This is a genomic window from Bacteroidia bacterium (assembly GCA_016218155.1).
In the GTDB taxonomy this organism is placed as follows: Bacteria; Bacteroidota; Bacteroidia; order Bacteroidales; family GWA2-32-17; genus GWA2-32-17.
The window spans coordinates 1-23,785 of record JACREQ010000071.1 but is presented as its reverse complement, the minus strand read 5'-3'; the positions used below and the strand labels follow the sequence as shown (position 1 = coordinate 23,785).

General features: G+C 31.0%; 23 protein-coding genes. 21 read left to right on the top strand and 2 right to left on the bottom strand.

All coding sequences use genetic code 11. The annotated features are described in order from the left end of the window. Window positions 1-73: 73 nt before the first annotated feature. The 5 genes from HY951_13200 (at window position 74) to HY951_13180 (ending at window position 4,988) form a co-directional block, all read left to right on the top strand. Window positions 74-445, top strand: coding sequence for a GxxExxY protein (locus HY951_13200; GenBank protein MBI5541015.1), 372 nt, complete (start codon window positions 74-76; stop codon window positions 443-445). Between the two features lie 140 nt (window positions 446-585). Continuing rightward, complete coding sequence (locus HY951_13195) at window positions 586-1,812, top strand: PQQ-binding-like beta-propeller repeat protein (GenBank protein MBI5541014.1); 1,227 nt, start codon at window positions 586-588, stop codon at window positions 1,810-1,812. Window positions 1,813-1,818: 6 nt separating this feature from the next. After that, window positions 1,819-3,060, top strand: coding sequence for a PQQ-binding-like beta-propeller repeat protein (locus tag HY951_13190; protein MBI5541013.1), 1,242 nt, complete (start codon window positions 1,819-1,821; stop codon window positions 3,058-3,060). Window positions 3,061-3,146: 86 nt separating this feature from the next. Next, window positions 3,147-4,487 carry a PQQ-like beta-propeller repeat protein gene (locus HY951_13185; protein MBI5541012.1) on the top strand — a complete coding sequence of 447 codons (1,341 nt, stop codon included), beginning with the start codon at window positions 3,147-3,149 and terminating at the stop codon, window positions 4,485-4,487. 21 nt (window positions 4,488-4,508) lie between these two features. Beyond that, window positions 4,509-4,988, top strand: coding sequence for a hypothetical protein (locus tag HY951_13180; GenBank protein ID MBI5541011.1), 480 nt, complete (start codon window positions 4,509-4,511; stop codon window positions 4,986-4,988). Between the two features lie 427 nt (window positions 4,989-5,415). Here HY951_13180 and HY951_13175 read toward each other — a convergent pair whose 3' ends face one another. After that, complete coding sequence (locus HY951_13175; protein MBI5541010.1) at window positions 5,416-5,883, bottom strand: response regulator; 468 nt, start codon at window positions 5,881-5,883, stop codon at window positions 5,416-5,418. A 498-nt stretch (window positions 5,884-6,381) separates the two neighbouring features. Between HY951_13175 and HY951_13170 the strand changes: the two genes are divergently transcribed. From HY951_13170 to arsB, 13 genes are all read left to right on the top strand, one after another. After that, the gene (locus HY951_13170; GenBank protein ID MBI5541009.1) at window positions 6,382-6,975 is read left to right on the top strand and encodes a hypothetical protein; all 594 of its coding nucleotides are present in this window, start codon (window positions 6,382-6,384) and stop codon (window positions 6,973-6,975) included. 122 nt (window positions 6,976-7,097) lie between these two features. Then, on the top strand, window positions 7,098-7,733 hold the full coding sequence (locus HY951_13165) for a methyltransferase domain-containing protein (protein MBI5541008.1): 636 nt from the start codon (window positions 7,098-7,100) through the stop codon (window positions 7,731-7,733). 102 nt (window positions 7,734-7,835) lie between these two features. After that, a complete protein-coding gene (gene bla, locus HY951_13160) occupies window positions 7,836-8,573 on the top strand; it encodes a subclass B1 metallo-beta-lactamase (GenBank protein MBI5541007.1) in 738 nt (245 codons plus the stop codon). A gap of 90 nt (window positions 8,574-8,663) precedes the next feature. Next, the gene (locus tag HY951_13155) at window positions 8,664-8,966 is read left to right on the top strand and encodes a hypothetical protein (protein MBI5541006.1); all 303 of its coding nucleotides are present in this window, start codon (window positions 8,664-8,666) and stop codon (window positions 8,964-8,966) included. 29 nt (window positions 8,967-8,995) lie between these two features. Then, complete coding sequence (locus HY951_13150; protein MBI5541005.1) at window positions 8,996-9,331, top strand: DUF3795 domain-containing protein; 336 nt, start codon at window positions 8,996-8,998, stop codon at window positions 9,329-9,331. A 137-nt stretch (window positions 9,332-9,468) separates the two neighbouring features. Then, a complete protein-coding gene (locus HY951_13145; protein MBI5541004.1) occupies window positions 9,469-10,224 on the top strand; it encodes a hypothetical protein in 756 nt (251 codons plus the stop codon). A gap of 109 nt (window positions 10,225-10,333) precedes the next feature. After that, window positions 10,334-10,666 (top strand): helix-turn-helix transcriptional regulator, encoded by a 333-nt coding sequence (locus tag HY951_13140; protein ID MBI5541003.1) that lies wholly within the window; start codon window positions 10,334-10,336, stop codon window positions 10,664-10,666. An 18-nt stretch (window positions 10,667-10,684) separates the two neighbouring features. Then, a complete protein-coding gene (locus HY951_13135) occupies window positions 10,685-11,413 on the top strand; it encodes a hypothetical protein (protein MBI5541002.1) in 729 nt (242 codons plus the stop codon). 14 nt (window positions 11,414-11,427) lie between these two features. Continuing rightward, window positions 11,428-12,648: an ABC transporter permease gene (locus tag HY951_13130; protein ID MBI5541001.1), complete on the top strand. Its 1,221-nt coding sequence runs from the start codon at window positions 11,428-11,430 to the stop codon at window positions 12,646-12,648. Between the two features lie 2 nt (window positions 12,649-12,650). Further along, window positions 12,651-13,319 carry an ABC transporter ATP-binding protein gene (locus HY951_13125; GenBank protein MBI5541000.1) on the top strand — a complete coding sequence of 223 codons (669 nt, stop codon included), beginning with the start codon at window positions 12,651-12,653 and terminating at the stop codon, window positions 13,317-13,319. Between the two features lie 20 nt (window positions 13,320-13,339). Continuing rightward, window positions 13,340-13,762 carry a DUF1573 domain-containing protein gene (locus tag HY951_13120; protein MBI5540999.1) on the top strand — a complete coding sequence of 141 codons (423 nt, stop codon included), beginning with the start codon at window positions 13,340-13,342 and terminating at the stop codon, window positions 13,760-13,762. Window positions 13,763-13,776: 14 nt separating this feature from the next. After that, on the top strand, window positions 13,777-14,193 hold the full coding sequence (locus HY951_13115) for an arsenate reductase ArsC (GenBank protein MBI5540998.1): 417 nt from the start codon (window positions 13,777-13,779) through the stop codon (window positions 14,191-14,193). 93 nt (window positions 14,194-14,286) lie between these two features. After that, window positions 14,287-15,369 carry an ACR3 family arsenite efflux transporter gene (gene arsB / locus HY951_13110; protein MBI5540997.1) on the top strand — a complete coding sequence of 361 codons (1,083 nt, stop codon included), beginning with the start codon at window positions 14,287-14,289 and terminating at the stop codon, window positions 15,367-15,369. A 41-nt stretch (window positions 15,370-15,410) separates the two neighbouring features. Here the strand turns inward: arsB and mtgA are convergent, their stop codons facing one another. Further along, a complete protein-coding gene (gene mtgA, locus HY951_13105; protein MBI5540996.1) occupies window positions 15,411-16,121 on the bottom strand; it encodes a monofunctional biosynthetic peptidoglycan transglycosylase in 711 nt (236 codons plus the stop codon). Between the two features lie 91 nt (window positions 16,122-16,212). Here mtgA and HY951_13100 point away from each other — a divergent pair, with 91 nt between their 5' ends. The 3 genes from HY951_13100 to HY951_13090 all read left to right on the top strand — a co-directional run. Next, window positions 16,213-18,777, top strand: coding sequence for a tetratricopeptide repeat protein (locus HY951_13100; protein ID MBI5540995.1), 2,565 nt, complete (start codon window positions 16,213-16,215; stop codon window positions 18,775-18,777). A gap of 121 nt (window positions 18,778-18,898) precedes the next feature. Beyond that, on the top strand, window positions 18,899-19,480 hold the full coding sequence (locus HY951_13095) for a hypothetical protein (GenBank protein MBI5540994.1): 582 nt from the start codon (window positions 18,899-18,901) through the stop codon (window positions 19,478-19,480). Between the two features lie 8 nt (window positions 19,481-19,488). After that, the coding region (locus HY951_13090; protein ID MBI5540993.1) for a hypothetical protein at window positions 19,489-23,785 on the top strand (4,297 nt) is incomplete at its 3' end.

Here is a 23,785-nt window from a genome sequence, read left to right as displayed (position 1 = left end):
CACAAAGAGATTTATTTTACCTTCGAGTTCCTTTGTGAAAACCTTTGAGTTACTTAGTAGTAAAAATAAGAATATGAATATTGAAGAAGTATTTAAAAAAGTTTTAGATTGTTCTTTCCAAGTTCATACATGTCTTGGTCCTGGTTTATTAGAAAGTTCTTATGAAGAATGTTTATTTTATGAATTATTAGAAAGTGGATTAATTGTGGAGAAACAAAAAGCATTGCCATTAATTTATAAGGAAGTTAAACTTGATATTGGTTATAGAATTGATTTATTAGTAGAAAAGCAAGTAATTGTTGAGATTAAATCTGTTGAATCGTTAGCTGATATTCATATGGCGCAAATACTTACTTATTTAAAACTTTCTGATTGTAAATTAGGATTATTAGTTAATTTTAATGTTAAACATTTAAAAGATGGAATAAAAAGAGTAATAAGGTAACTTTGGATTTTTTTTTTTAACTAACCACAAAGATGCACTAAGAAAGTCGTAAAGTAGAACAAATAAGAAATAAAAAAAACATCTTAGTGTTCCTTTGTGAATACCTTTGAGTAACTTAGTGGTTAAAAATATATTGAAATATGAAGAATTTAATTTTTGTAGTATTTATTGTGTTTCTATACTCTTGTTCAGAAACTATTGAAAAAGTAGAAACTCCTGAATTAGCCCAGTGGCGAGGCGATAACCGTGATGGGAATTACAACGAAAAAGATTTGTTGAAATTATGGCCTGCAAATGGTCCTGTAATGGTTTGGTGTTATGATAGTATTGGAAGTGGATATGGTTCTCCTGCAATAACATCAGATATGATATTTGTAAATGGAGCGGTTGATAGTATTGGCTATTTATTTTCATTCAATTTAAGTGGAAAGCTTCTTTGGAAATCAGCATATGGAAAAGAATGGATGGTCAATTTTGAAGGTTCTCGATCTACCCCAACAGTTTCAGGTAAATTAGTTTATGTATGTTCAGGATTAGGTGAGATTGTATGTTTTGACAAAGATAATGGAACAAAAATCTGGTCGAAAAATATGATTTCCGATTTTCATGGAAAAAATATAGATTTTGGTTTTTCCGAATCTTTGTTAATCGATGATAGTACATTGTTTGCAACACCTGGTGGAAAGGATACTAATATAGTTGCTATTGATAGGTTTAATGGTACAATAAAATGGATTTCTAAAGCGAAAAGTTTAAAAAGTGCATATTGTTCGCCAATATTAATAAATCTTCCGGTTCGAAAAATAATGGTAACATTCACCGAAAATGAATTTGTTGGAATAGATTGTAGTGATGGAAAATTATTATGGTCTCAAAAACAGGATACATTTTGTCTTATTCATGGAAATACACCGGTTTATGAGGATGGGTTTATTTATTATTCTGCAGGATGTGGGAATGGAACTGTTAAGCTTAAATTATCTGATGATGGAAGTACAATTAAAGAAATTTGGAAAAATACTCATCTTATTAATTATTTCAGTGGTGTTATAAAATTTAAAAATAAAATATATGGTGCATCTGAAGATAAAAACAAATGGGTATCTATAGATGCAACCAGTGGAAAGTTGCTTGATTCACTTGATTTTAAAAAAGGAGTAACAATTTATGCTGATAGCATGTTATATTGTTATAATGAAAAAGGTCAGTTTGGCTTAGTTGATCCAAATGGTGAAAAGATGCAGTTGGTAAGTTCTTTCAAAATAATTAAAGGTTCAGGGGAGCATTTTTCGCACCCTGTAATTAAAGATGGAATTTTGTATGTTAGACATGGTAAATCTTTAATGGCATATAAAATTAAAAAATAAAATATTATGAAAAAAATATCATTGTTATTCTGTTTGATGCATTTAATACTGTTTCTAAATGCTCAGGATGTTGTGCAATGGCGAGGAATTGATAGGAAAGGGATTTATAAAGAAGAACAATTATTGAAGGTATGGCCGGTTGCTGGTCCTGAAAAGTTATGGTTAAACAATGAAGTTGGTGATGGTTATGGATCTCCTGCAATTACCACTGATAAAATATTTATTACAGGTGCTATCGATTCTATTGGTTATCTGTTTGCAATCGATCTTCAGGGTATATTGTTATGGAAATCAGATTATGGTAAAGAATGGATAAAATCTTTTCCAGGGTCACGTTCTACTCCAACAGTTGTTGATAGTTTGGTTTATGTATGTTCCGGTATAGGTAATATTGGATGTTTTGATTTAACCGGCAAAATAATCTGGTTTGCAAATATGTTAAAAGACAAAACCGGAAGGTTGCCTTATCATGGACATTCTGAATCTCCACTTGTATTTCAGGATAAAGTATTTTTTGTAAATGGTGGTGTCGATTCAAATGTGATTGCTTTTAATCGTTTTACCGGAAAAATAATGTGGGTTTGTAAAGGACAAAGTGAAATTGCCGGATATAACAGCCCTGTGTTGATTCAACTTGGAAAAAGAACATTGTTAGTAACATTCTCTGCATATTCGTTAATGGGAATTGATGTTGAATCTGGTGAATTGTTATGGGTTCACAAACAAGATAATGTTCCATTAGCTGAAAGAAAGCCTGGTAACGGTGACACTCATAGTAACAGTGCCTGGTATGAAAATGGTTTTATATATTATATAGCGGGTGATGGTAACTGTGCAGTAAAACTCGAACTTTTAGATAATGGTAAACAGGTGAAAGAAGTATGGAGAAATAAAGATATTGATAATTTTATGGGTGGATTTATTAAGGTTGATAACAAAATATATTCATGCACAAACTCAAGAAAGGACTTAAAGTGTATTGATGCAATTTCTGGACAGGTAACAGATTCTTTAAAAATAGGTGTTGGTACAATTGTTATGGCTGATAATATGTTGTATTACTACAATCAAAAAGGAGAGGTAATGCTTATAAATTCTAACAAAGAGAAAATGGAATTAATAAGTAGTTTTAAAATAGATAAAGGTACTAAAGAACATTTTGCACATCCGGTTATTAAAAATGGTGTTTTATATATAAGGCATGGACAATCTTTAATAGCCTATAATATTAAAAAACAAGTAAAATAATTTTGAACTAAGTAACTGTTAACTAAATAACTATTAGCTTAATAAATTATTAAATAAATAACCCATTAACTTTTTAATCTTCAAATATGAAAAAAAGAACCAAAATTATTCTTATAATTCTTTCAATTTTTTTAATTGTTAGTGCTATAATCGGATATAAAGGGTACCAGGCTGTTTTAGGAAGTGAGGAACTTACTGGAAATATCGAATCTATACCAACCGATAAAATTGAAATTCCACCTTTAACAACTGGTAATGCAGATTGGCCCAATTGGAGAGGTTTTAATTTTGATGGTAAAAGTTCTTTAAAGGGAATAAATACTGATTGGTCAAAAGGATTAAAAAAGCTTTGGCAGGTTGATTTTCTATGTCAGGGTAATGCAACTGCATCATGGGCAACCGTTGTTGTACAGGGAAACAGGTTGATTGTACCCGGAAGAGATGAAAATAATGATCTTGTATTCTGTCTGAATTCTGAAACCGGACAATTAATATGGAAAGGATTATATGAAGCAAAAACTAATACAAGTCATGGTCCTGGAGCACGTGCAACAGCAGTTATTGATAGTAACAGAGTTTACACATTTGGACGTGGTGGCGATGTTGTATGCTGGCAATTGTTAGATGGTAAAATATTATGGAAAAAGAATGTGATGAATGAAGGCGGAAGTGAGCCTCAGTGGGGGCATTCAGCTACGCCATTTGTTTTAGAAGATAAGCTAATTGTGCAGGGTGGGGGAAAGGCAACTGTAATTGCATATGATAAAATTACGGGTAAAGTGTTATGGAAATCTATTGAAGGTGAAGCCGGCTATTCTGCTGCTATGACTATTACTTTTGATTCTGTTCCAAAACTTTTAATTTATCATGGAACAGGTTTATCTTGTTTAAATCCTAATGATGGTAAAGTGTTATGGACAATCCCATGGGCAACAGAATATAATGTAAATGCAACTACACCTATTGTTACAGGAAATTTAATATTTCACACATCTGGTTATGGTATGGGAGGTGAGTTAATTGAAGCAACCGAAAAAGGGTGCAAAGTAATATGGAAAAATAATGTTATTGAAGCTCAGCATTCTGATCAGATTCTTGTAGATGGTTATCTGTATGGATATACAGGTGAAAGTAATAACAGAAGCCCATTTAAGTGTGTAGAGTATAAAACAGGAAAAGAAATGTGGAGTACAAATGAAATTGGTGGTGGTACTTGTATTTTTGTTGACAATTATATTATTTGTCTTGATTTAAAAGGAAATCTTTATTTAGTAAAACCGGATTTTAATTCATTTAAAAAGGTGGGTGAAATGTTAAATGCAATTAAGGATGTTAAAAGCCTTGCGTGGACTTCTCCTGTTGTGGCAAATGGGAAGTTGTATTTAAGATATATGCAAACTGTGATTTGTTATAATCTGATGGAATAATAAAATAAAATATTAAACAATATGAAAAAGTTATTTTTTTTAGCATTCCTGTTAATTGTTACTGCTAAAGTAGGTTTTTCTCAAAAGGTGTGGACTATTGGCCCAATGTTTCATGTAAATTTTGGAGGTGAAAAAATAAGGGGGTCATTTGCTTTAGAGGTTGCTTATTGGAACCTAGAGCATTTTCCATATAGTTTCGATGGAGGAATAGAGTTCGAATCAAAGAAAATTAGATTTTATAGTGAAATACAAACCGGAATATTGGTTGCTGGTTTATCAGTGGGACCATTATTGCAAATTAATACTAATGAGGGATCTGCACATTTTGGAATTCAAACATCTGTATGGGCAAATTATTTTATAGGATTTGATTACCGTAAAAGATGGGTAAACAAGGAGAAGCTTAATTGTTTTGGAGTTTATGCCAAGCTTCCTGTTGCTCATAGTGGATTTAGCGAGTCAAACAGTAATAGTAATTACGATAGCTGGGATTGGGATTAATTAAAAATAACGTGAGTTCGATATAAGAAAATGATGCTGGTTCGCCGCGGCGAAGAGTGAAATTCTTTGTATAATTTCGTATCGAAAACAAGTCGTTTTGTCCATTTCAATACAAGTTTTTTTTTGACAATTCACTCTTAACTGTGACATCAATGTTATTGACTTAAGAAAATGTAATTTTGTTAATCCTTTTGCTTACTTCTAGATACGCTTTGCTTCCTCCGCCGCAGCGGAGCGGCGGACGAAGTTGCAAATAGAAATTGTTCCTCAGACGCAGAGCGGCTGAGGAACAAGCTAGAATGCTAGTTCGAGTTCAATCGAGAACTACAGGGAGTTTTAGCTTAAGTCAATGACATATACTGCGACATAATAACAAAACTATGTATTCTATTATTTTATATCGAACTTGTATTAAATAAATTCTGTATTAATAAAAAGTAGCAGCAAGTTGATTTAATATGTTGTGGAAGAAACCTTTTCTCTTCTTTTGATTAATGTTATTATCTACGTAATTATTAAATTCAATATTTGTATGCTTTTTAATTTCATTTAGTAAAGTTTCTTTTTTAATTGGTTTTTCAAGAAATCCATTTCCTATTTTATTCATTAATTCATCTTTAAGAAACTCTTTTGCATAAGAAGTCTGAAAAACAATTGGTAAATTTTTTCTTATGTTTTTAATATGAATTGCAGTTTCAAAACCATTTATGCCTTTCATTTTTATATCCATGAAAACTAAAGCAATATTTTCGTTTTTTAAACATTGTTCATAGGCTTCAATTCCACAACTTGCATATATTACGTTGATTTTATAATTTGCTAGTAATTCTTTTATTAAATAAAAGTTAATAAACTGATCATCAACTATTAATATGCTTTTATTATGCGTTTTCATAACTTTAATTATTTATTAATCAAAATTACTACTCAGCTATTTCTTGTATAAGAGTTTATTTACTGTTTTAACTAAGTAATTGTACCTTTTTATTTGTGTCAGAATGTAGGTATTATTTCTAAAAAAAATAAAGAGTAACTTTGTCAAGTATAAAAAAATCAGTATTATAAATAAATTAAAATTTTAAGCATTTCATTAATAGCTACCCTATAATACAACATTCAAAAACCCTTAGCTGTCAGGTCGATTTCATCTTTTATAAATAGACGAATTTTATCGTTACGTACACACTGATAATTTAAAGATAAAATACAAAATAGATTCGCTAATTATAAATAAAAACTAATTCATTCATTATTTTGCTTTTAAATGTGTTATTGTTTATTTTTGATTTTAATTACAAATAATTAACGATACGAGTAGTGATGTGTTAGTGGCATTTTTTATGACAGACACCATGAATAGTTATGATAATTGTTAGAATAAATATGTAAAGCAATGTCAATATTTAAAATAACTTTCAAGAAAGAAATACCAGAAAATAGAAAGAATGATATTCTCGATATTCTTATTGCTAATTTAAGTGGATCTTTATATACTAATATTGAAAGAATTGACAATAATAAAATAGTAATTGAAGGAGAATTTTTTTCTTTTAACCCTTTTAAAAATGTTCCATGGAATCTTTGGACAAGTTTTTCAAGACGAACTGAAGTCAAAATTATTAAGAATGAGATTTCATATACATTAGATTTTACATATGCTGTTATTGCTTCTTTTCTATCAATTGTTTTTTTACTAGTATTAAATCTATTTTTTTTTAAATTTGATTTAAGTTTGTCCTATAAGGTTTATGGTTTAATAATTTTTATCTTTATATCAATTCTTTCTATTGGATATGGAATTTTGAGACATCGGAAACTTTTTTTAGACTCACTGAAAAATGGTAGCAGATTTAAAGGGACATATAATTGGGAAAGTATTTTAAAAACAAAGACTATAGCAGAATTAGAACATATTGCCAATGGTATTACAACTTTGACAGAAGAAGTTCAGGAATTAGCAAAGGAAGAATTAATTAAGAGAAAATAAGAAAACGCCATATAACACCCGGTTAAAATTAAGGTGGACTGCAAATAGTGCACGGTGTTGGGAAGCGTCAAAACATTATAACAAGTAACAAAGCACCACAAATAAATTAATCAATAAAATATATGACAGAATTTTGGGAGTCAAGTTTTAAAGATAAACAGGAAATGTGGGGATGGGACCCAGCTGATTCGGCTATTGAAACTTTAGAATTATTTAAAAAATACGGATTACATAAAATTCTGATTCCCGGATTTGGTTATGGTAGAAATGCCAAAATATTTACTGACAATGGATTTAAGGTTACAGGGATCGAGATTTCTGAAACTGCAATTTCTTTAGCAAAAAAACACTTTAAAGATAGTATAAATGTATTTCATGGTTCTGTTAGTTCAATGCCGTTTGATAAGGAATTATATGATGGAATCTTTAGTTATGCATTAATCCATTTATTAAGCGCTAAAGAACGAAGAAAAATGATAAATGATTGTTATAATCAGCTTAAACCTAATGGATACATGGTTTTTGTTTCGATTTCAAAAACGGATTTCAGATACGGACAAGGAAACGAAATTAGCAAAGATACATTTGAAGCCTGGCCTGGTGTAACATTGTTTTTTTACGATTCAGATTCAATTAAATCAGAATTTGGTAATTTTGGCTTTATAGATGCTAAAGAAATTAATGAACCTGTAAAGAATACAGGCGATAAACCATTGCAGAAGTTTTGGTATATAATATGCAAAAAAGAAAATGGATAAAATACCAGTTAATGCATTATCAGCGAAAACAAATTGCAGTTAATTATAATTTGCCATAACTATGACAATTGTTACATTATGTTATAATAACACAAAACGATAATGAAAAAACTTCTGATTTTATTATTAATTGTATTTATTCAATATACCGGGTTCTCGCAAACTGATAATAAAACTATTAAGGTTTGTAAGGATATTAATTTAATTAAATTATCTGAGTCTGCGTATTTGCATATTTCATACCTTGATTTGCCAGATTACGGAAGAACTCCGGCAAACGGTTTAATATTTATTAACGGTAATGAGGCTTTTGTTTTTAATTCGTCATGGACTGATTCATTGACAAAAGTTTTATTTGAATGGATAACCGATTCGATGAATCTAAAAGTTGTAGGTTTTATACCAAATCACTGGCATAACGACTGTATAGGAGGACTTAATTATATTCATTCTCAAAATATAGAATCGTTTGCAAATCAATTGACCATTGATATTGCAAAGTCCAGAAATTTACCTGTTCCGAATCATGGATTTAAGGATTCTATTGAAATAAGTTTGGGTAATAAAAGTATTCATTGTTATTATTTAGGTGCTGCGCATTCTATGGATAACATTATAGTCTGGATACCTTCCGAAACAATTTTATTTGCAGGGTGCATGATTAAAAGTATAAATTCAAAAGATTTGGGTAATGTTATAGATGGAGATTTAGTTGCTTACCCTTTAACAATAGATAGAATAATAAGTAAATTTCCAAATGCTAAAATTGTTATTCCAGGTCACGGACAATACGGAGGGGTTAATTTATTAACCCACACCAGAAAATTGTTAAATAAATAACAGATAAAATTTATTAATCTTTTGTTTGTTTTTTGTATTTTTGTGTAAATCAATAAAAAGTTTATCAAATAACCGATTATTTTATTAGTTATGACTAAAGAAGAAAAACTATATAATAACATTGGGCAGAATCTTAAAGATGCTGTAATTAGTCAGATGTTTGGTAAGCCATGCTTGAAAATAAATGGAAAAGCATTTGCCTGTTTTTTTGAAAATGAAATGGTATTTAAGCTCACCGGCGAAGCACATAAAGAAGCTATTAATTTAAAGGGTTCAAAATTATTTGATCCATCAGGTAAAAACCGACCAATGAAAGAATGGGTTCAGGTTTCTGCAGTAAATTCTGAGAAATGGCAAGAATTTGCCAGATTATCATTTGAATATATTAAATAAAAAAATAATTAATATAAATATTTTGAATAATGGAAAAACTTATTTCGTGTTGTGGAATTAATTGTGCTTCTTGCGATGCAAGAAAAGCTACTATAACAAATGATAATGAATTGCGCATTAAAACTGCTGAAACATGGAGATCTCAGCATAATCCCGATATTACCTCAGAAATGATAAATTGTACAGGGTGTCGAGAAGAAGGAGTTAAATTTAATCATTGCGAAAAATGTGAAATTAGAAATTGTGCAGATTCTAAAAACTTTAAAACATGTGGAGAATGCGATAAACTTGAGGATTGTGCAATACTTAAAAATGTTCTGCAATTTGTTCCCGATGCATTAAAAAATCTTAAATCTTTGAATTAGGTTATTTTGTGAATAATAGTAGGAACTAAAGAATTCCATTTTATTTTAAAATAACCTAAAATTTTGCTTTTTTTTAATCAAAACTAATGTCGTATATTTACGTTAGTATCTTTGCAAATGATAAATAAAATTTAATTATGAAAATAAAAATTCGTTACTATTTAATTTTTATACTGTTTATAGTAGCAAATTTTAGTTTTGGACAGGTGAAATCTGAAATAGCAAAACAAAATAAAAAAGGAAAAGTAGTTTTTTTAATTGTTGGAGATGGTAAAACAGATATTTCTGAATCAAAAGAGATAGCATTAAAAACACAAAAATTATATTCAAAATCTGCTATTATTGAAATGGATAAAACTGATTCAGCAAATACAGAATTAGTAAATAAATATAACATTAAAGAATGGGGTGCACCAATAATAATTGTAATAGCAAATAATGGCGCGCTTTGTGGTTTTTATACAAAAAGCATGGCAACTATTGATGCTCTTTTAAAAGCAATTCCTACAAAAAAACATGCTGAAGCTCTTTTAGCATTTAGCGAAAATAAAGCAGTCTTTGTTATTATGTATAAAGATACAATGAAGAACAGAACTGCAGTGATTGAAGAATGTAATAAAGCTTCTAAGGTATTAAATGGAAATTCAATAAATATTGAAATTGATTTGGATGATAAATCTGAAGATGAATTTATTAAACAACTTGCACCTAATTTGAAAGCTGTAGGACCTGTTGTACATGTATTTAATAGCAAAGGTAAATTAGCTAAGAAATTCGAGTATCCATTTGAATATATGGATATACTTAGTGCAATTAAAAAATCTGAAAACCAGAAATCCTGTTCTGATACATACACAAATGGTGTAGGTACTTCAAATAAACACGCTAAATAATAATAGGTAGTTTTTAAATATTAATAATTCTTAAATATATAATAAGCCTAATTATATATTTTTTTATTTTAAATTAATGTCGTACGTTTACGACATTAAACATTAATTCATGACAAACAATAAAGCAGAAGAGTTTGATGAAGTTGAAAAAGAACTTGCATTAATTAGTAAAGTTTTTTCGCATCCTGCAAGAATTTCAATAATTAAACTTTTAAAGAAAAAAAAGGAAATAAAAACAGGAAATATTTCAGATGATTTACCAATTTCAAGAACTACAGTGTCTCAACATTTAAAAATTTTAAAAGAGGCAGGAATTATTAAAGGTACAATTGACGGACTTAAAATTCATTATTGTCTGGATTTTAAAAAGCTTAAAGAAATAAAGGATAAATATGATACATTTTTTAAAAGTTCTATATCTGATTTTAAATGTAAATGTTAAACATAAATAAATTATAAAATGAAAAAGATTACAATTATTATTATTTGTTCATTGTTTGTAATAACAAACATTTTTGCTCAAGGAGTAAGTGCTGATATTCAAAAGGCTCAAAAAAGTGGTAAATCTATTTTTTTAATTGTTACCGATAAATTAGCAAAAGGAACTGATTATTTAGTTCAGTTATCTCAGAGTGCAAATAAAAAGGTTAAAAATAATACTGTTTTAAAATTAGATAGAGATGAAAAAGCAAATGCCGATTTGGTTGCAAAATACAGAATTGCAGGTGCGCAATTGCCATTGATATTAGTTGTTGCGTCAAATGGTGTAGTTACAGGTGCTTTAACATCTGAGGATGCGTCAATAGAAAAAATTATTTCAACATTACCATCAAAAACACAGGCTGAAGTTTTGTTGGGTTTTGAAAATGGTAAAGCTGCATTAATTATCTGTGGAAAGAAAAATGCAAAAGACAAAGCAGCAATTCAGGCTGAATGTAAAACAGCATTAACAAGCTTAGGAAATAAGGCAACTGTTGTATTTGTTGATGTTGAAAGTAAAGAAGAGGCGAACTTTGTTGATTTACTTAAACCTGATTTAACAAAGACTACGGTTGTTATTTTTAATGGTAAAGGGCAATTTACCGGAAAAATGGATAGCTTAACAAAGTCTGAAGATTTAGTTAAAACAGTTAACAAAAGAGTTGGAGGTTGTGCTCCAGGTAGCTGTGGCAGCGGAAAAAAATGTTAAATTAGTTTTTAACAATGAATACATTTAAAATTATTTGGCTTGAATTGTGGAAACGAAAATCACAATTGATAAGCGGAATATTAGCAATAACACTTGGAATTGCTGTAATTGTGGCAATTCAAAGTATCTCGGTTGTATCAAAACAAAATGTAGCAAAAAAACTTGATAACCTTGGGGCTAATATTTTAGTATTACCTCAAGGAACAAGTATCGATGATTATTATACTTCAGATATTGATGCTCCAACTATACCAATGGAGTATGTTGAAAGAATTTTAACTTCAAGTATTTCTGGTGTTGATAATATGTCGCCAAAATTAACAAGAAGAGTAAAGGTTGGCGAAATAAGTATTGTTCTTACTGGTATTTTACCGAAAAGTGAAATAGCTTCTAAGCCATTATGGCAAAATTCAGGATTGGTTGGGAAAGAATTAGAAACTGCATGTGCTCCATCTAATACAGAAAACAAATCGCAGGGATTTGAAGATGAAAAATTAATGCGTAAAGTAATTGATACACTAAATCGTTATGATTGCTTGTTGGGATCACAAATTTCAAAAAAACTAAAGCTTGTTGAGAATTCAAAAATTACAATAAACAGTCAGGAATTTAAGGTTGTAAAAGTATTACCCGAAACTGGCACAGTTGATGATGATAGGGTATTTGCTCATATAACCACTGTTCAGGAATTATTAAATGCTCCTGATCAGATTAGTACTATTGAAATTATGGGATGTTGTAATGCCATATCTGAAGGTTTACTTGGAAAATTGCGAAATATTTTACCAGATACCCGTATTACAACTATTAATCAGATAGTGTCAACTCAGATTGAAACCAACAGACTTATGGATAAGGTAACTTTAATTTTTCTAATTATTATATTTTTTGTTGGCGGAATTTCAATGGGAAATTATATCTGGGCAAATGTAAATGAGCGTCATAAAGAGATTGGAGTTCTAAGAATGATGGGTGCCTCAAAAGGTATGATATATAAATTATTCCTATTTAAAGCTGTTTTCTTAGGAATTGTCGGCGGTGTTCTGGGTTTTGTTATAGGTACAATTGCAGGTATGCTTTTAGGTCCATATATAGCTGGTATGTCTGTTCAGCCTCTTTATATGTATTTATTATGGTCATTATTGTTGTCAATTGTTATTGCCTTAACCGGCACTGTTATTCCGGCTTACCTTGCGTCAAAAATTGATCCTCACACTAATTTACAGGAGGAATAAAGATGAAACTAACAATAGAAAAATTAGCTAAAGAATATACTACCAAAGATGGTAAGGTAAATGCAATAAATAATATTAATTTAGTAATTAATAAATCCGATTTTGTTACTATTACTGGTCCTTCCGGCTCTGGAAAAAGTACATTATTGTTAAGTCTTTTTGGTTTAATAAAACCATCATCTGGTAAAATATTTTTCGACGATAAAAGAATAGATAATATTTCAGACAGTGCATTAGCAAAAATCAGAAAAAATCATATTGGTTTTATTATGCAGAATTTTGCTTTAATTCCATATTTGACAACTGTTCAGAATGTAATGATTCCGTTAAGTTTACTTAGGGTGAGTAAAACTGAACAAATTAAAAGAGCCACTGAAGTTCTCGAATTTGTTGGGTTAAAAAACCGTTTAAATCATTTGCCTCGACAGTTATCTATTGGTCAGCAACAACGTGTAGCTATTGCAAGAGCTTTAGTGCATAATCCTTCTGTTATACTTGCCGATGAGCCAACAGGAAACTTAGACCCAGCCTTATCACTCGAAATTCTTGATTTTCTTAAAAAGATAAATACCGAAAAAGGAATTACAGTAATAATGGTTACTCATAGTCCTACTGCTGCCGAATATGGACATAAAAAGATTAAATTGAACAATGGTGAATTAGTAAATTAATATTTTAATTATTGAATCTTATGAAATACAATCAAATCTTCAAATCATCTTTTGTGTTAATGTGGTTAATAATGTCATTTGTTTTTGTTTATGGACAGATTGATAACACATATGTAAAATCAAATCCAAACGCTCCTGAGATTTCATTTACTAAAACAGTACATAATTTTGGCTCGTTACTAAAAAATGCAGAAGCAAAAGTCGATTTTGTTTTTAAAAATACAGGTAAAAGTCCATTAATTCTGAATAATGTTACACCTTCATGTGATTGTACAACTCCAAACTGGCCAAAAGAACCAATAATGCCCGGAAAATCAGCAATAATAAAAGTAGTTTATGATACCAAAGAAATTGGTGTTTTTAGTAAAACAGTTACTGTTAGTTCAAATGCTGTAACAAATAAAATTGAACTTACAATTCAGGGAGAAGTTTACGAGAAATAATAATAAACAATAATATGAGAATTCTGATTCTTTGCACAGGTAATAGCTGTCGTAGTCAGATGGCTGAAGGGATTATGAGAAATCTTAACCCGAAAAATGAAGTATTTTCTGCAGGTACTCGTCCCGAAAAACAAGTAAATAAATATGCTGTAAAAGTAATGGAAGAAATTGGGATAAATATATCACAACATTATCCAAAACTTGTTGATAATTTTATTTCACAACCGTTTGATTTTGTAATAACAGTATGCGATAATGCAAAAGAAGTTTGCCCTGTTTTTATCGGTAATGTTAGAGAGCGAGTTCATATTGGATTCGAAGATCCTGCAGATGCAACAGGTACAGATGAAGAAAAGCTTATTGTTTACAGAAAAATAAGAGATCAGATAAAAGAAAGACTAACAAAGTTTTATAATGAAGAAATTTGTTAACTAATTATTTATTAAAAATGACACTAATTGCACGAATTATTTGATTATAAATTAGTGAAATTCGTATCAGAAAAAAAAATTAAATTCTAAGTGATGAAAGCAAGATTGAAATTCTTAGATCGTTATTTAACACTGTGGATTTTTTTAGCGATGGGGGTTGGTATAATAAGTGGATATTTTTTCCCGCATATTGTTACATTTTGGGAATCGTTAAAATCATCACCTGAAAGTACAACAAATATTCCAATCGCAATCGGATTAATTTTAATGATGTATCCACCACTTGCAAAAGTAAAATATGAGGAATTGGGCGATGTTTTTAAAAACTATAAAATTTTAGGGTTGTCGTTAATTCAAAACTGGATTATTGGTCCGGTATTAATGTTTGCATTGGCAATAATATTTTTCAAATTGTTTCCCGGAGAAAATAATGCAAATCTTCCATACATGTATGGAATTATCATGATAGGTCTTGCACGCTGCATTGCAATGGTAATTGTCTGGAACGATCTTGCAAAAGGTGATACGCAATATGCTGCAGGATTAGTAGCTTTTAACAGTATTTTTCAGGTATTGTTTTTTTCGTTGTATGCCTATGTTTTTATTGCAATATTACCCGGATTATTTGGTGTTCCAACAAGTGATGCAGTTAGTAAAATAACTATTGCACAAATTGCAGAAAGTGTATTTATTTATTTAGGAATACCTTTTATAGCAGGATTTTTAACCCGTTTTATTTTAATTCGAGTAAAAAGCAAAGAATGGTATCACACTAAGTTTATTCCCAAAATAAGCCCTTTAACTCTTATTGCGCTTTTATTTACAATATTTGTAATGTTTTCGCTAAAAGGAGAGCTAATAATTAGTATTCCTTTGGACGTTGTTTTAATAGCAATTCCATTATTAATTTATTTTGTAATAATGTTTGTTGGTTCTTTCTTTATGAGTAAAAAAGTAGGGGCAACTTATGGACAAACTGTTACACTTTCTTTTACTGCTGCAAGTAATAATTTTGAACTGGCAATTGCAGTTGCTATTGCAATTTTTGGAATGAACTCAGGCGAGGCTTTTACAGCAGTAATAGGTCCATTAGTTGAAGTTCCTGTTATGATTGCCCTTGTAAATGTAGCATTCTGGTTTAAAAAGAAATATTTTGTAGAAACTATAAAAGCTTAGCTTTAACTATAATTAGTAATCTGTAATTATTTATCCGTAATTTATTTTTTCGTCCAGTCTACACGCCTCATTTTACCCATATTGTTCAAAATCCATTGTTGACGACGTTTTATATATCCTGTTGGTTTTGATGCATTCCATCTTCTTGGGTTAGGAAAACATGCAACAATCAAGGCAGATTCACTTTTTGTAAGTTTTTTTGCAGGCTTATGAAAATACTTTTGAGCAGCCATTTCAATACCGTATATACCATCGCCCATCTCTATCACGTTTAAATAAACTTCCATTATTCTTTTTTTACTCCATGTAAGTTCCATTAAAATCGTAAAATATCCCTCAAAAGCTTTTCTAACATAAGATCTGGAAGGCCATAAGAAAATATTTTTAGCAGCTTGCTGACTTATAGTACTTCCTCCCTTAATTCTTTTTCCTTTTTTATTGTTTTTAAAAGCCTGTTTCATAGCTTTTATATCAAAGCCCATATGATTATGGAAATTTTGATCCTCGGCTGTAATTGCTGCCTGTACAATATTTGGCGACATCTCTTCAATAGGAACCCATATCTTATTAAGCTTTGGTGAATCCCCATCTACTATTTGCTCGCCTAGTCTGATAACCATTAATGGAGTTATTACTACAGGTAAGAATCTATAAAGCAGTACAGTAATTATGCTTAAAATAAAAAAAGCAAGTATTGCTCGTTTTATAAAACGGAATATTTTACCTAAAAATGTTCTTTTTTTATTTTTCATTGCACAAAATTGCTAAAATATTGCATTAAGTCAAAAATATATTTTAATGGTATTTGTGTGTTTTAGAAAAATGCTGTAGGTTTGAAGAAAAATGAAGATAATTAATATTAAAAGTTTTTTTTCATTAGAAAGGATAATGCTAATAATAATTTTGTTAGCATGTTTATTTTCTTATTCTCAAATAATAAATCACGATTTTATTAAATGGGATGATGATAAACAAATTACAGATAATATTTTTGTTAAAAACCTAAATTTAGAAAGTGTTAAACATAATATTAATTTTGAAAGATTTACTTTATTGACTCTTAGTTCATTTTCAGTAATATATAATATATGGGGAAATAACCCTGTTCCATTTCATTGTTTTAGTATTTTGTTGCATCTATTAAATGTAGTATTGGTTTTTATTTTATGTAAAAAACTGACAGATAATTTATACATCTATGGTTTAGTAGCATTATTATTTGCTTTACACCCGATGCGTGTCGAATCTGTTGCCTGGATTTCTGAAATTAAGGATTTGCTTTTTACTTTGTTTTCAATATGTAGCTATCTGTTTTATATTAAATATTTAAAAAGTGATTATAAAAATAAATATATATTACTAGTTGTTTTATTTGCATTGTTAGCATCGTTTTCCAAAATTCAGGGATTGCTCATACCTATAACTTTAATCTTATTTGATCTGTTTTTTATCAGAAAAATAACCGTTTCATTAATATTTGAAAAAGTCTTAATATTTTTATTTGTTTTCTTTATTTTTAGCAAGCTTACAGTTGTTTTGATATTATTGTTATTTGTTTCGTATTTTATCTTAAAAAATAAAATTAAACTAATTCAAATTAGTAAGAAAATAAAGATATTCTCAATTGTAACTGTTGCTTTACTTTTGTTAGCATACTTATTATATTATTTTATAAATAATAAATCTGGGTTATGGTCAAAAATTCCTGACTCAAGAAATGTATTCTCAATATTTGATAGATTAATTCTAGCCGGTTTTGCCTTATGGTTTTATTTAAAAAATGTGTTTTTGCCAATCTCACAAAATGCTGTACATCCTTATCCCGAAAATATTAATAATGTAGGATTCCCTAATGATTATTATTATACATTAATAATTTTGATATTTGTTATAGCTTTGTCAGTTTATTTTATTATAAAAAGAAAAGTAATTCCAAATTTAGTGTTTTTTGGATGGTTCTTTTTTGTTGTTAATATTTCAATTGTATTGCATATAATCCCAATTGAGGGGAGGTTGGTAGTTGCAGATCGTTATAGCTATCTGGCATATTTGGGATTGTTTATTGTAGTTTCACATTATCTGGTCAATTTAATTCTGCGCAATAAAAATTTTAAAAAAATATATTATTCCTCTTTTGTAATTATTCTTGTATTGCTGTCGATTATAACATATAGTAGGTCAATGGTGTGGAAGAATTCTGTAACTCTTTTTAACGATGTTATAAAGAAAAATGCCAAGATCTCTTTTGCTTATAACAATCTAGGAGGAGTTTATTTAAACGAAAAAAAAACTGCTGAAGCACTTAAAAATTTAAATAAATCTATAACCCTTGATTCGTTGGATCCTGGTGCCTATTTTAATCGAGCTATGATTTATTTTATGATTGGAAAATCTGATTCTGCAATTTGTGATTTTAATAAAGTTATAACTTTAAGTAGGAGTAATAAGGATAAGGCCCTGGCATATACTAATATGGGCGAAATATATCATAAATCAGGTAACGATAGTCTTGCTTTTTATTACTATTGTTTTGCAATAAAGACAGATAGTTTGGTTGCTTCCACTTATAATAATTTAGGAATGTTTTATTTTCAGAAAAATGATTTTGAGAAAGCTTTAATTAATTTCGAAAAAGCAATTAAAATAGATTCTTATTATTCGGATGCTTTAAACAATAGAGGATGGGTATATGCAAAACAAAACAAAAAAATTGAAGCATTAAATGATTTTAATAAGTCACTTGAAATAAATCCGCAATATGCATTAGCTTACAATAATCGCGGTTATCTTAAATTTTCTTCAGGGGACATTGCAGGCGCAATTGAAGATTATAAAAAAGCTATAGAAAACGACAGTTTGCTTTTAGAGGTTTACCTTAATAGAGGTTGGACATATTCATCTATTGGCGATTATAAAAATGCGGTAAGTGATTTCTCAAAAGTTTTAAGTAAAGTGCCTGAACACCAAACAGCTATTACAAACAGGGCATTTGCATGGTTTTATTTAAAAGAAATTAAAAATGCAGGATTTGATTTTGAGTCTGCTTTAAAATATTTTCCTAACAGTGCTTTGTCGTGGCAAAATATTGCATGGTACCATATGCAAATCAAAGATTATGAGAAAGCTATAGCTGAGTTTGAAAAAGCTATTTCTCTCGATAAGTCACTTGTAAATTCATATCTAAATCTTGGTTGGATTTGGATGCAAAAAAAGAATTTTCAAAAAGCAAAAAAAGTATTTGATTCAGTGATTTCTTTTGATCCCAGAAATGGAGAGGTAAATTATTGGTTAGGAGAGTTATACAGGCAGGAGGGAAAGGCTGATTTAGCTTGCAGGTACTTTACTGATGCGTCATTGTATGGAAATAATCAGGCAAAAGAAGCGTTATCCTTGTATTGTAAAAAATAAATTTTATTCGTTTTAAAGAAAAATGAAAAATATTTTTCTTGTTGGGCAACGAAATTATACCTTAATTTGTCTTATATAAGAATTTAAAACTGAAAAAAATATTAACTAAATAAAAATCAATATGAAACACTTCGGAATGTTCTTCTTTTTTATGCTGTTTATTAGCTTAACAAGCATAAAAGCTCAACAAAATGTTGCTGTGACTGCCATTTTTCAGAAAAATATTTGCCAGTCATATCATAACGAAAGTCAGGCTCCAGTAAAAATTGAATTTCAGATTTCAGGTCTGTCAAATGAAGCTGCTCAGCAATTTAGTGTTAAAGCATTAAAAAATGACAAGATTGTAAATTCAAATATTACATCAGCAGTAAATGCCGGTTTACGTAACGGAAAATTGGAGATTGCTGCTCAGACAGATTTTGATTATTTGAAAAATATTTTTGTTGAAAACGGAGTTGCGTTCGTAAATGTTGAAGATGTTATTTTACCAATTGAAAACTGGAAAGCTTTTTCTTCTGAACAATGCAATAAAATTTCTCAGTTAAATCAGAATATTGTGAATATTGAAACAAAAATAAACTATGTAGTAAATGATCCTACTCAACGTGCAATGGCAGAAGGTAACGGATGGTTTACAGAAGCAAACGATTTGCTAAATAAAGCAAAAGAATCAAAGAAATCTTACATCGAAACAATTAAATAATAATCAATATGAAACGACTAATTGCTTTATTTTTAAGCATTGCCGGATTAACAACTATCGGATTTGCACAGAATAACATGTGTAACCTATCCGATCCGTTTTGTACAGGAACTACTTATAATTTTCCTGCCGGTGTAAATGCTGGTACAGCCGAAACCGGACCAAGTTATGGTTGCCTTGGTTCTGAGCCAAACCCTGCTTGGTATTACTTATTGATTGATCAACCAGGTAACATTTCTATTGAAATGCATACAGTTCCTCAACATGATGTTGACTTTGCCTGTTGGGGACCGTTTACTTCTCAAACCGGACCTTGTACAGCTCAGTTAACCGGAACAGGATCTACTCACCATGCTGCTGGAGCAGGCGGTGGATATCCATCAGGTAACATGATTGACTGTAGTTACGATGCGTCATGGCAAGAGTGGGTTTATATACCAAATGCTCAAACCGGACAATATTATATTTTATTAATTACAAACTATTCAAATCAGGCTTGTAATATTATTTTCTCTCAGATAAATAATGGTCAGACTGGTGCCGGAACTACAAACTGTAATATTGTTGCTTGTTTCTTTGATAATATTACTTACACAGTTAATCCATGTAATCCTCTTACTAATCAGTATTCAGTTTCTGGAAATTTACTTTTCCATTTTACACCTGCAAATTATGCTATGACAGGTACATTAACAATAGTTGACCAGCCAAGTGGTATAAGTCAAACTTTTAACGCACCATTTACTAGTCCAACTGCATTTAACCTTGCTGGTATTCTTTCTGATGGTGCAAGTCATACTTTAACTGCAACTTTTTCCGATGCTGCAACTTGTACTTATACTGTAACATATACGGCACCAACTTCATGTAATCAATGCTTTGCAAATGCTGGTTCAAACGTTACAGTTTGCGGTTTAAATGCAACTGTAAGTGCTACAGAATTAGGAACTGATATCAATACTCATTGGCTTCCTCAGGCAAATATTAGTTATGGAAGTATAAATTCACCTACTACATCTGTTATAGCGACTGTTCCTGGTACATATAATTTGGTTTGGCAGGTAACAAATTCATCAAATTTAACTTGTACTGATACTGTTCAGGTTATTTTTAATGCTGTACCAACATCTACATTTAATGCACCAAGTCCTATATGTGCAGGTCAAACAAGTACAATGACTTATACCGGAACAAACGGTAATCAGTTTAACTGGAATTTTGGTACAGGTGGTAACCCTGCTACTGCTGTTTCAGTTGGACCACATACTATTACATATGCGACTCCTGGTTCTAATACAGTTTCATTATGGGTTACTGCTGCAAATGGTTGTACATCTGATACAACAACTCATGTGGTAACAGTAAACTCAATACCTTCCTCGGCTTTTGTTGCTCAAAGTCCTGTTTGTGTTAATAATCCAAGTTATGTTGCTTATTCAACACCTTGTGATCCAAACTATAGTTATACATGGGACTGGAGCGGTGGAGTTTCTACTCCCGGAACAGGTTGTGGCCCTCACTCTGTTGTATGGAGTACTGTTGGTCTTCAGTCAATATATTTAACTGTTACAAATACAGTTACTGGTTGTGTTTCTGTTCCTACTTTACAACAGGTTGATGTTCTAGCAGCATCTACACCAAATTGTTGTTTTACACCAAACCCAAATGCCGGACCAGATGCAAGTGTTTGTAGCTTCACAACTTCTTTATCTGCCTCTTTACCATCTCCAGGTAACGTTGCAAGTTGGTCTCAGGTTTCAGGACCTGGTACATCTATGTTTGGTAGCGGATCTTCAAATAATAGTACTGTTACTGTTACAGCTCCCGGTTGTTATACTTTTGCTTGGCACGAAATAAGTGGAGCATGCGATTCAACCGATAATGTAATTATATGTTTTACTGAACAACCAAGAGCAAATGCAGGTGAAAAAGGTCAGATTTGCGGTTCAGATTATACAATGGCTGCTGTTCCTAGTGTAGCTGGTGCTACTGGATTATGGTCGACAGCATTTGGTTTAAGTGCTACATTTACCCCTGTTTCTTCACCTAATGCTAATGCACATGCAAACTCTGGATATGGAACATATTATTTTATATGGACTGAGACTAATGGCACTTGTACAAGTAGTGATACTGTAAGAGTAGATTTCCTTGCTATTCCTTCAGTTAGTGCTGGCGTTGATGCAACATCATGTGGTCAGACATGCGTTCTTTCTGCTGATAGTATTTATCCTGGATATTGGACTTCTTCAGTTGCTGCAATATATACAGCAAATTCTGCTGATCCAAGTCCACATGTATGGATTCCTACATATACTCCAACAACATATCCTGTAACCTTTACATGGCATGCATTTAATGGAATTTGCCCTGGAAATGATGCAGTAACTATTACTTTTATTAAACCTCCTCATGCTGAAGCTGGACCAACTCAATCAATTTGTGGTTCTACAAGTCAAATGGCTGCAGATACAATTGGTAGCGGAATAGTAAATGCATGGTGGACTTGTCCATCTGTACCTGGAATGGTTATCACACCTACAGGTTTAGATCCTATACCTTGGAATCCAAATGTTGATGCTACTTTGTTAGGAACAAACTTCTTTAATCCAAATAGTCAGCATGCTGTATGGTTCTATTGGAATGCTCAAAATGGTGCAAGCTGTAATTCTGTTGATAGTGTTTTAGTAACATTTTACCAGAAACCAGCTGCTAATGCAGGTATTGATACAGCAATATGTGGTAAATCTTATGATTTAGGTGGTGCATGGAGTATTACTAATCATAGTGGTATTTGGAGTACACAAACAAACTCAGTACCTCCACCTCCTGGAACAGCTAATTTTGTTCCAACAACCACACCTGATGCTATTGTTACTGTAACAGATTATGGTGTATATAATTTTATTTGGAAAGAAATGAATCAGGCAAGTACAGTATGTTTTGATCGTGATACAGTTAGGATAGAATTTAAAACTGTTCCTATGCCGGATGCTGGATTAGACTTCTCAGTTTGCGGAAAATTTGCATACATCTGCGCAACAACTTCTGTACCGGGTGGTCAATGGAGTTGTCCTTCAGGTGGTGTAGCTTATTATGATGCAGAAAATGGAAATTTAACACCTGCAAACCAGAATGTTCCTTGTACATGGATAAGATATTCTTCAGAAAATGATACTGTAACAATGTATTGGTTTGAGAATAACGGATCATGTACCGGATATGACTCAGTAAATGTTTACTTCAGTAGTATTCAAACAGCAACACAATTAGTAGATCCTGCTGACTCAGTAGTTTGCGGACCGGTATTTACTTTATTAAATGCACAACAACCAGCATACGGAAGTGGTTATTGGATGGATACAGTTCAGAATACAACCTTTACTCCAACTCCAACAAACCCTAGTCCTGTTGCAACAATAGATACAGGTGGTGTTGATTATTACGGATATCATCATTTTTACTGGATTACAGTAAATGGTATGTGTCGCGATACCTCTGAAGTGGTTCCTGTTAAATTTATTGAAATGCCAGTTGCCAATGCAGGACCAAATTACTGGTCGGGATTATTTGGTAACAACCATCGCATAAAAACAGATACAGTTTGCGGATTGAATTACGAAATGGGTGCTGTTCCTTCAATAGGAGATGGGCATTGGTATTCGCTCGATCCTACAAATGTGCATTTCCATAATTCTACCGGACCACAACAAACTACAATATATAACGATAGCTTGTATATTACAGGAACAAGTTATACTGTGTTTAATGCAACAGGTCCAAAATACAGAGAATTTATATGGCAAGAAAATCATGAAGGTTGTGTAAACAGTGATACTTTAAGATTGTATTTTGCTCCGCATCCAAGTGGTACATTTACTACAACAATGCCAGCATGTCGTCATGATAGTTCTATGATAATAGCAAACACATGGCCGCTACCTGGTCATGTTGATTATATGATAACAAATTACGAATGGGCATATACAAATGGTAATTTATCACCAGTTATATTGAATACAACCGTCTCGGATACAATTTATGTAAGCTGGCCAACAGGCGAACAACATAACGTTACACTTATAACAACTAATACATGGGGTTGTCGTAGCGGTATTGTTACCAATCAGGTAGTAGAGCCTGCACCATTTAATCCTTCGTATAATTTAACAAATGCACATTGTATGGAATGTAACGGAGAAATTTTGCTAAGTACTGCAAATGGAGCTCAGACAAATTACTATACTTTTAACTGGACAGACACTGCATTTATTAATCCATCTGCTTTATTACAAACTCAGTTGT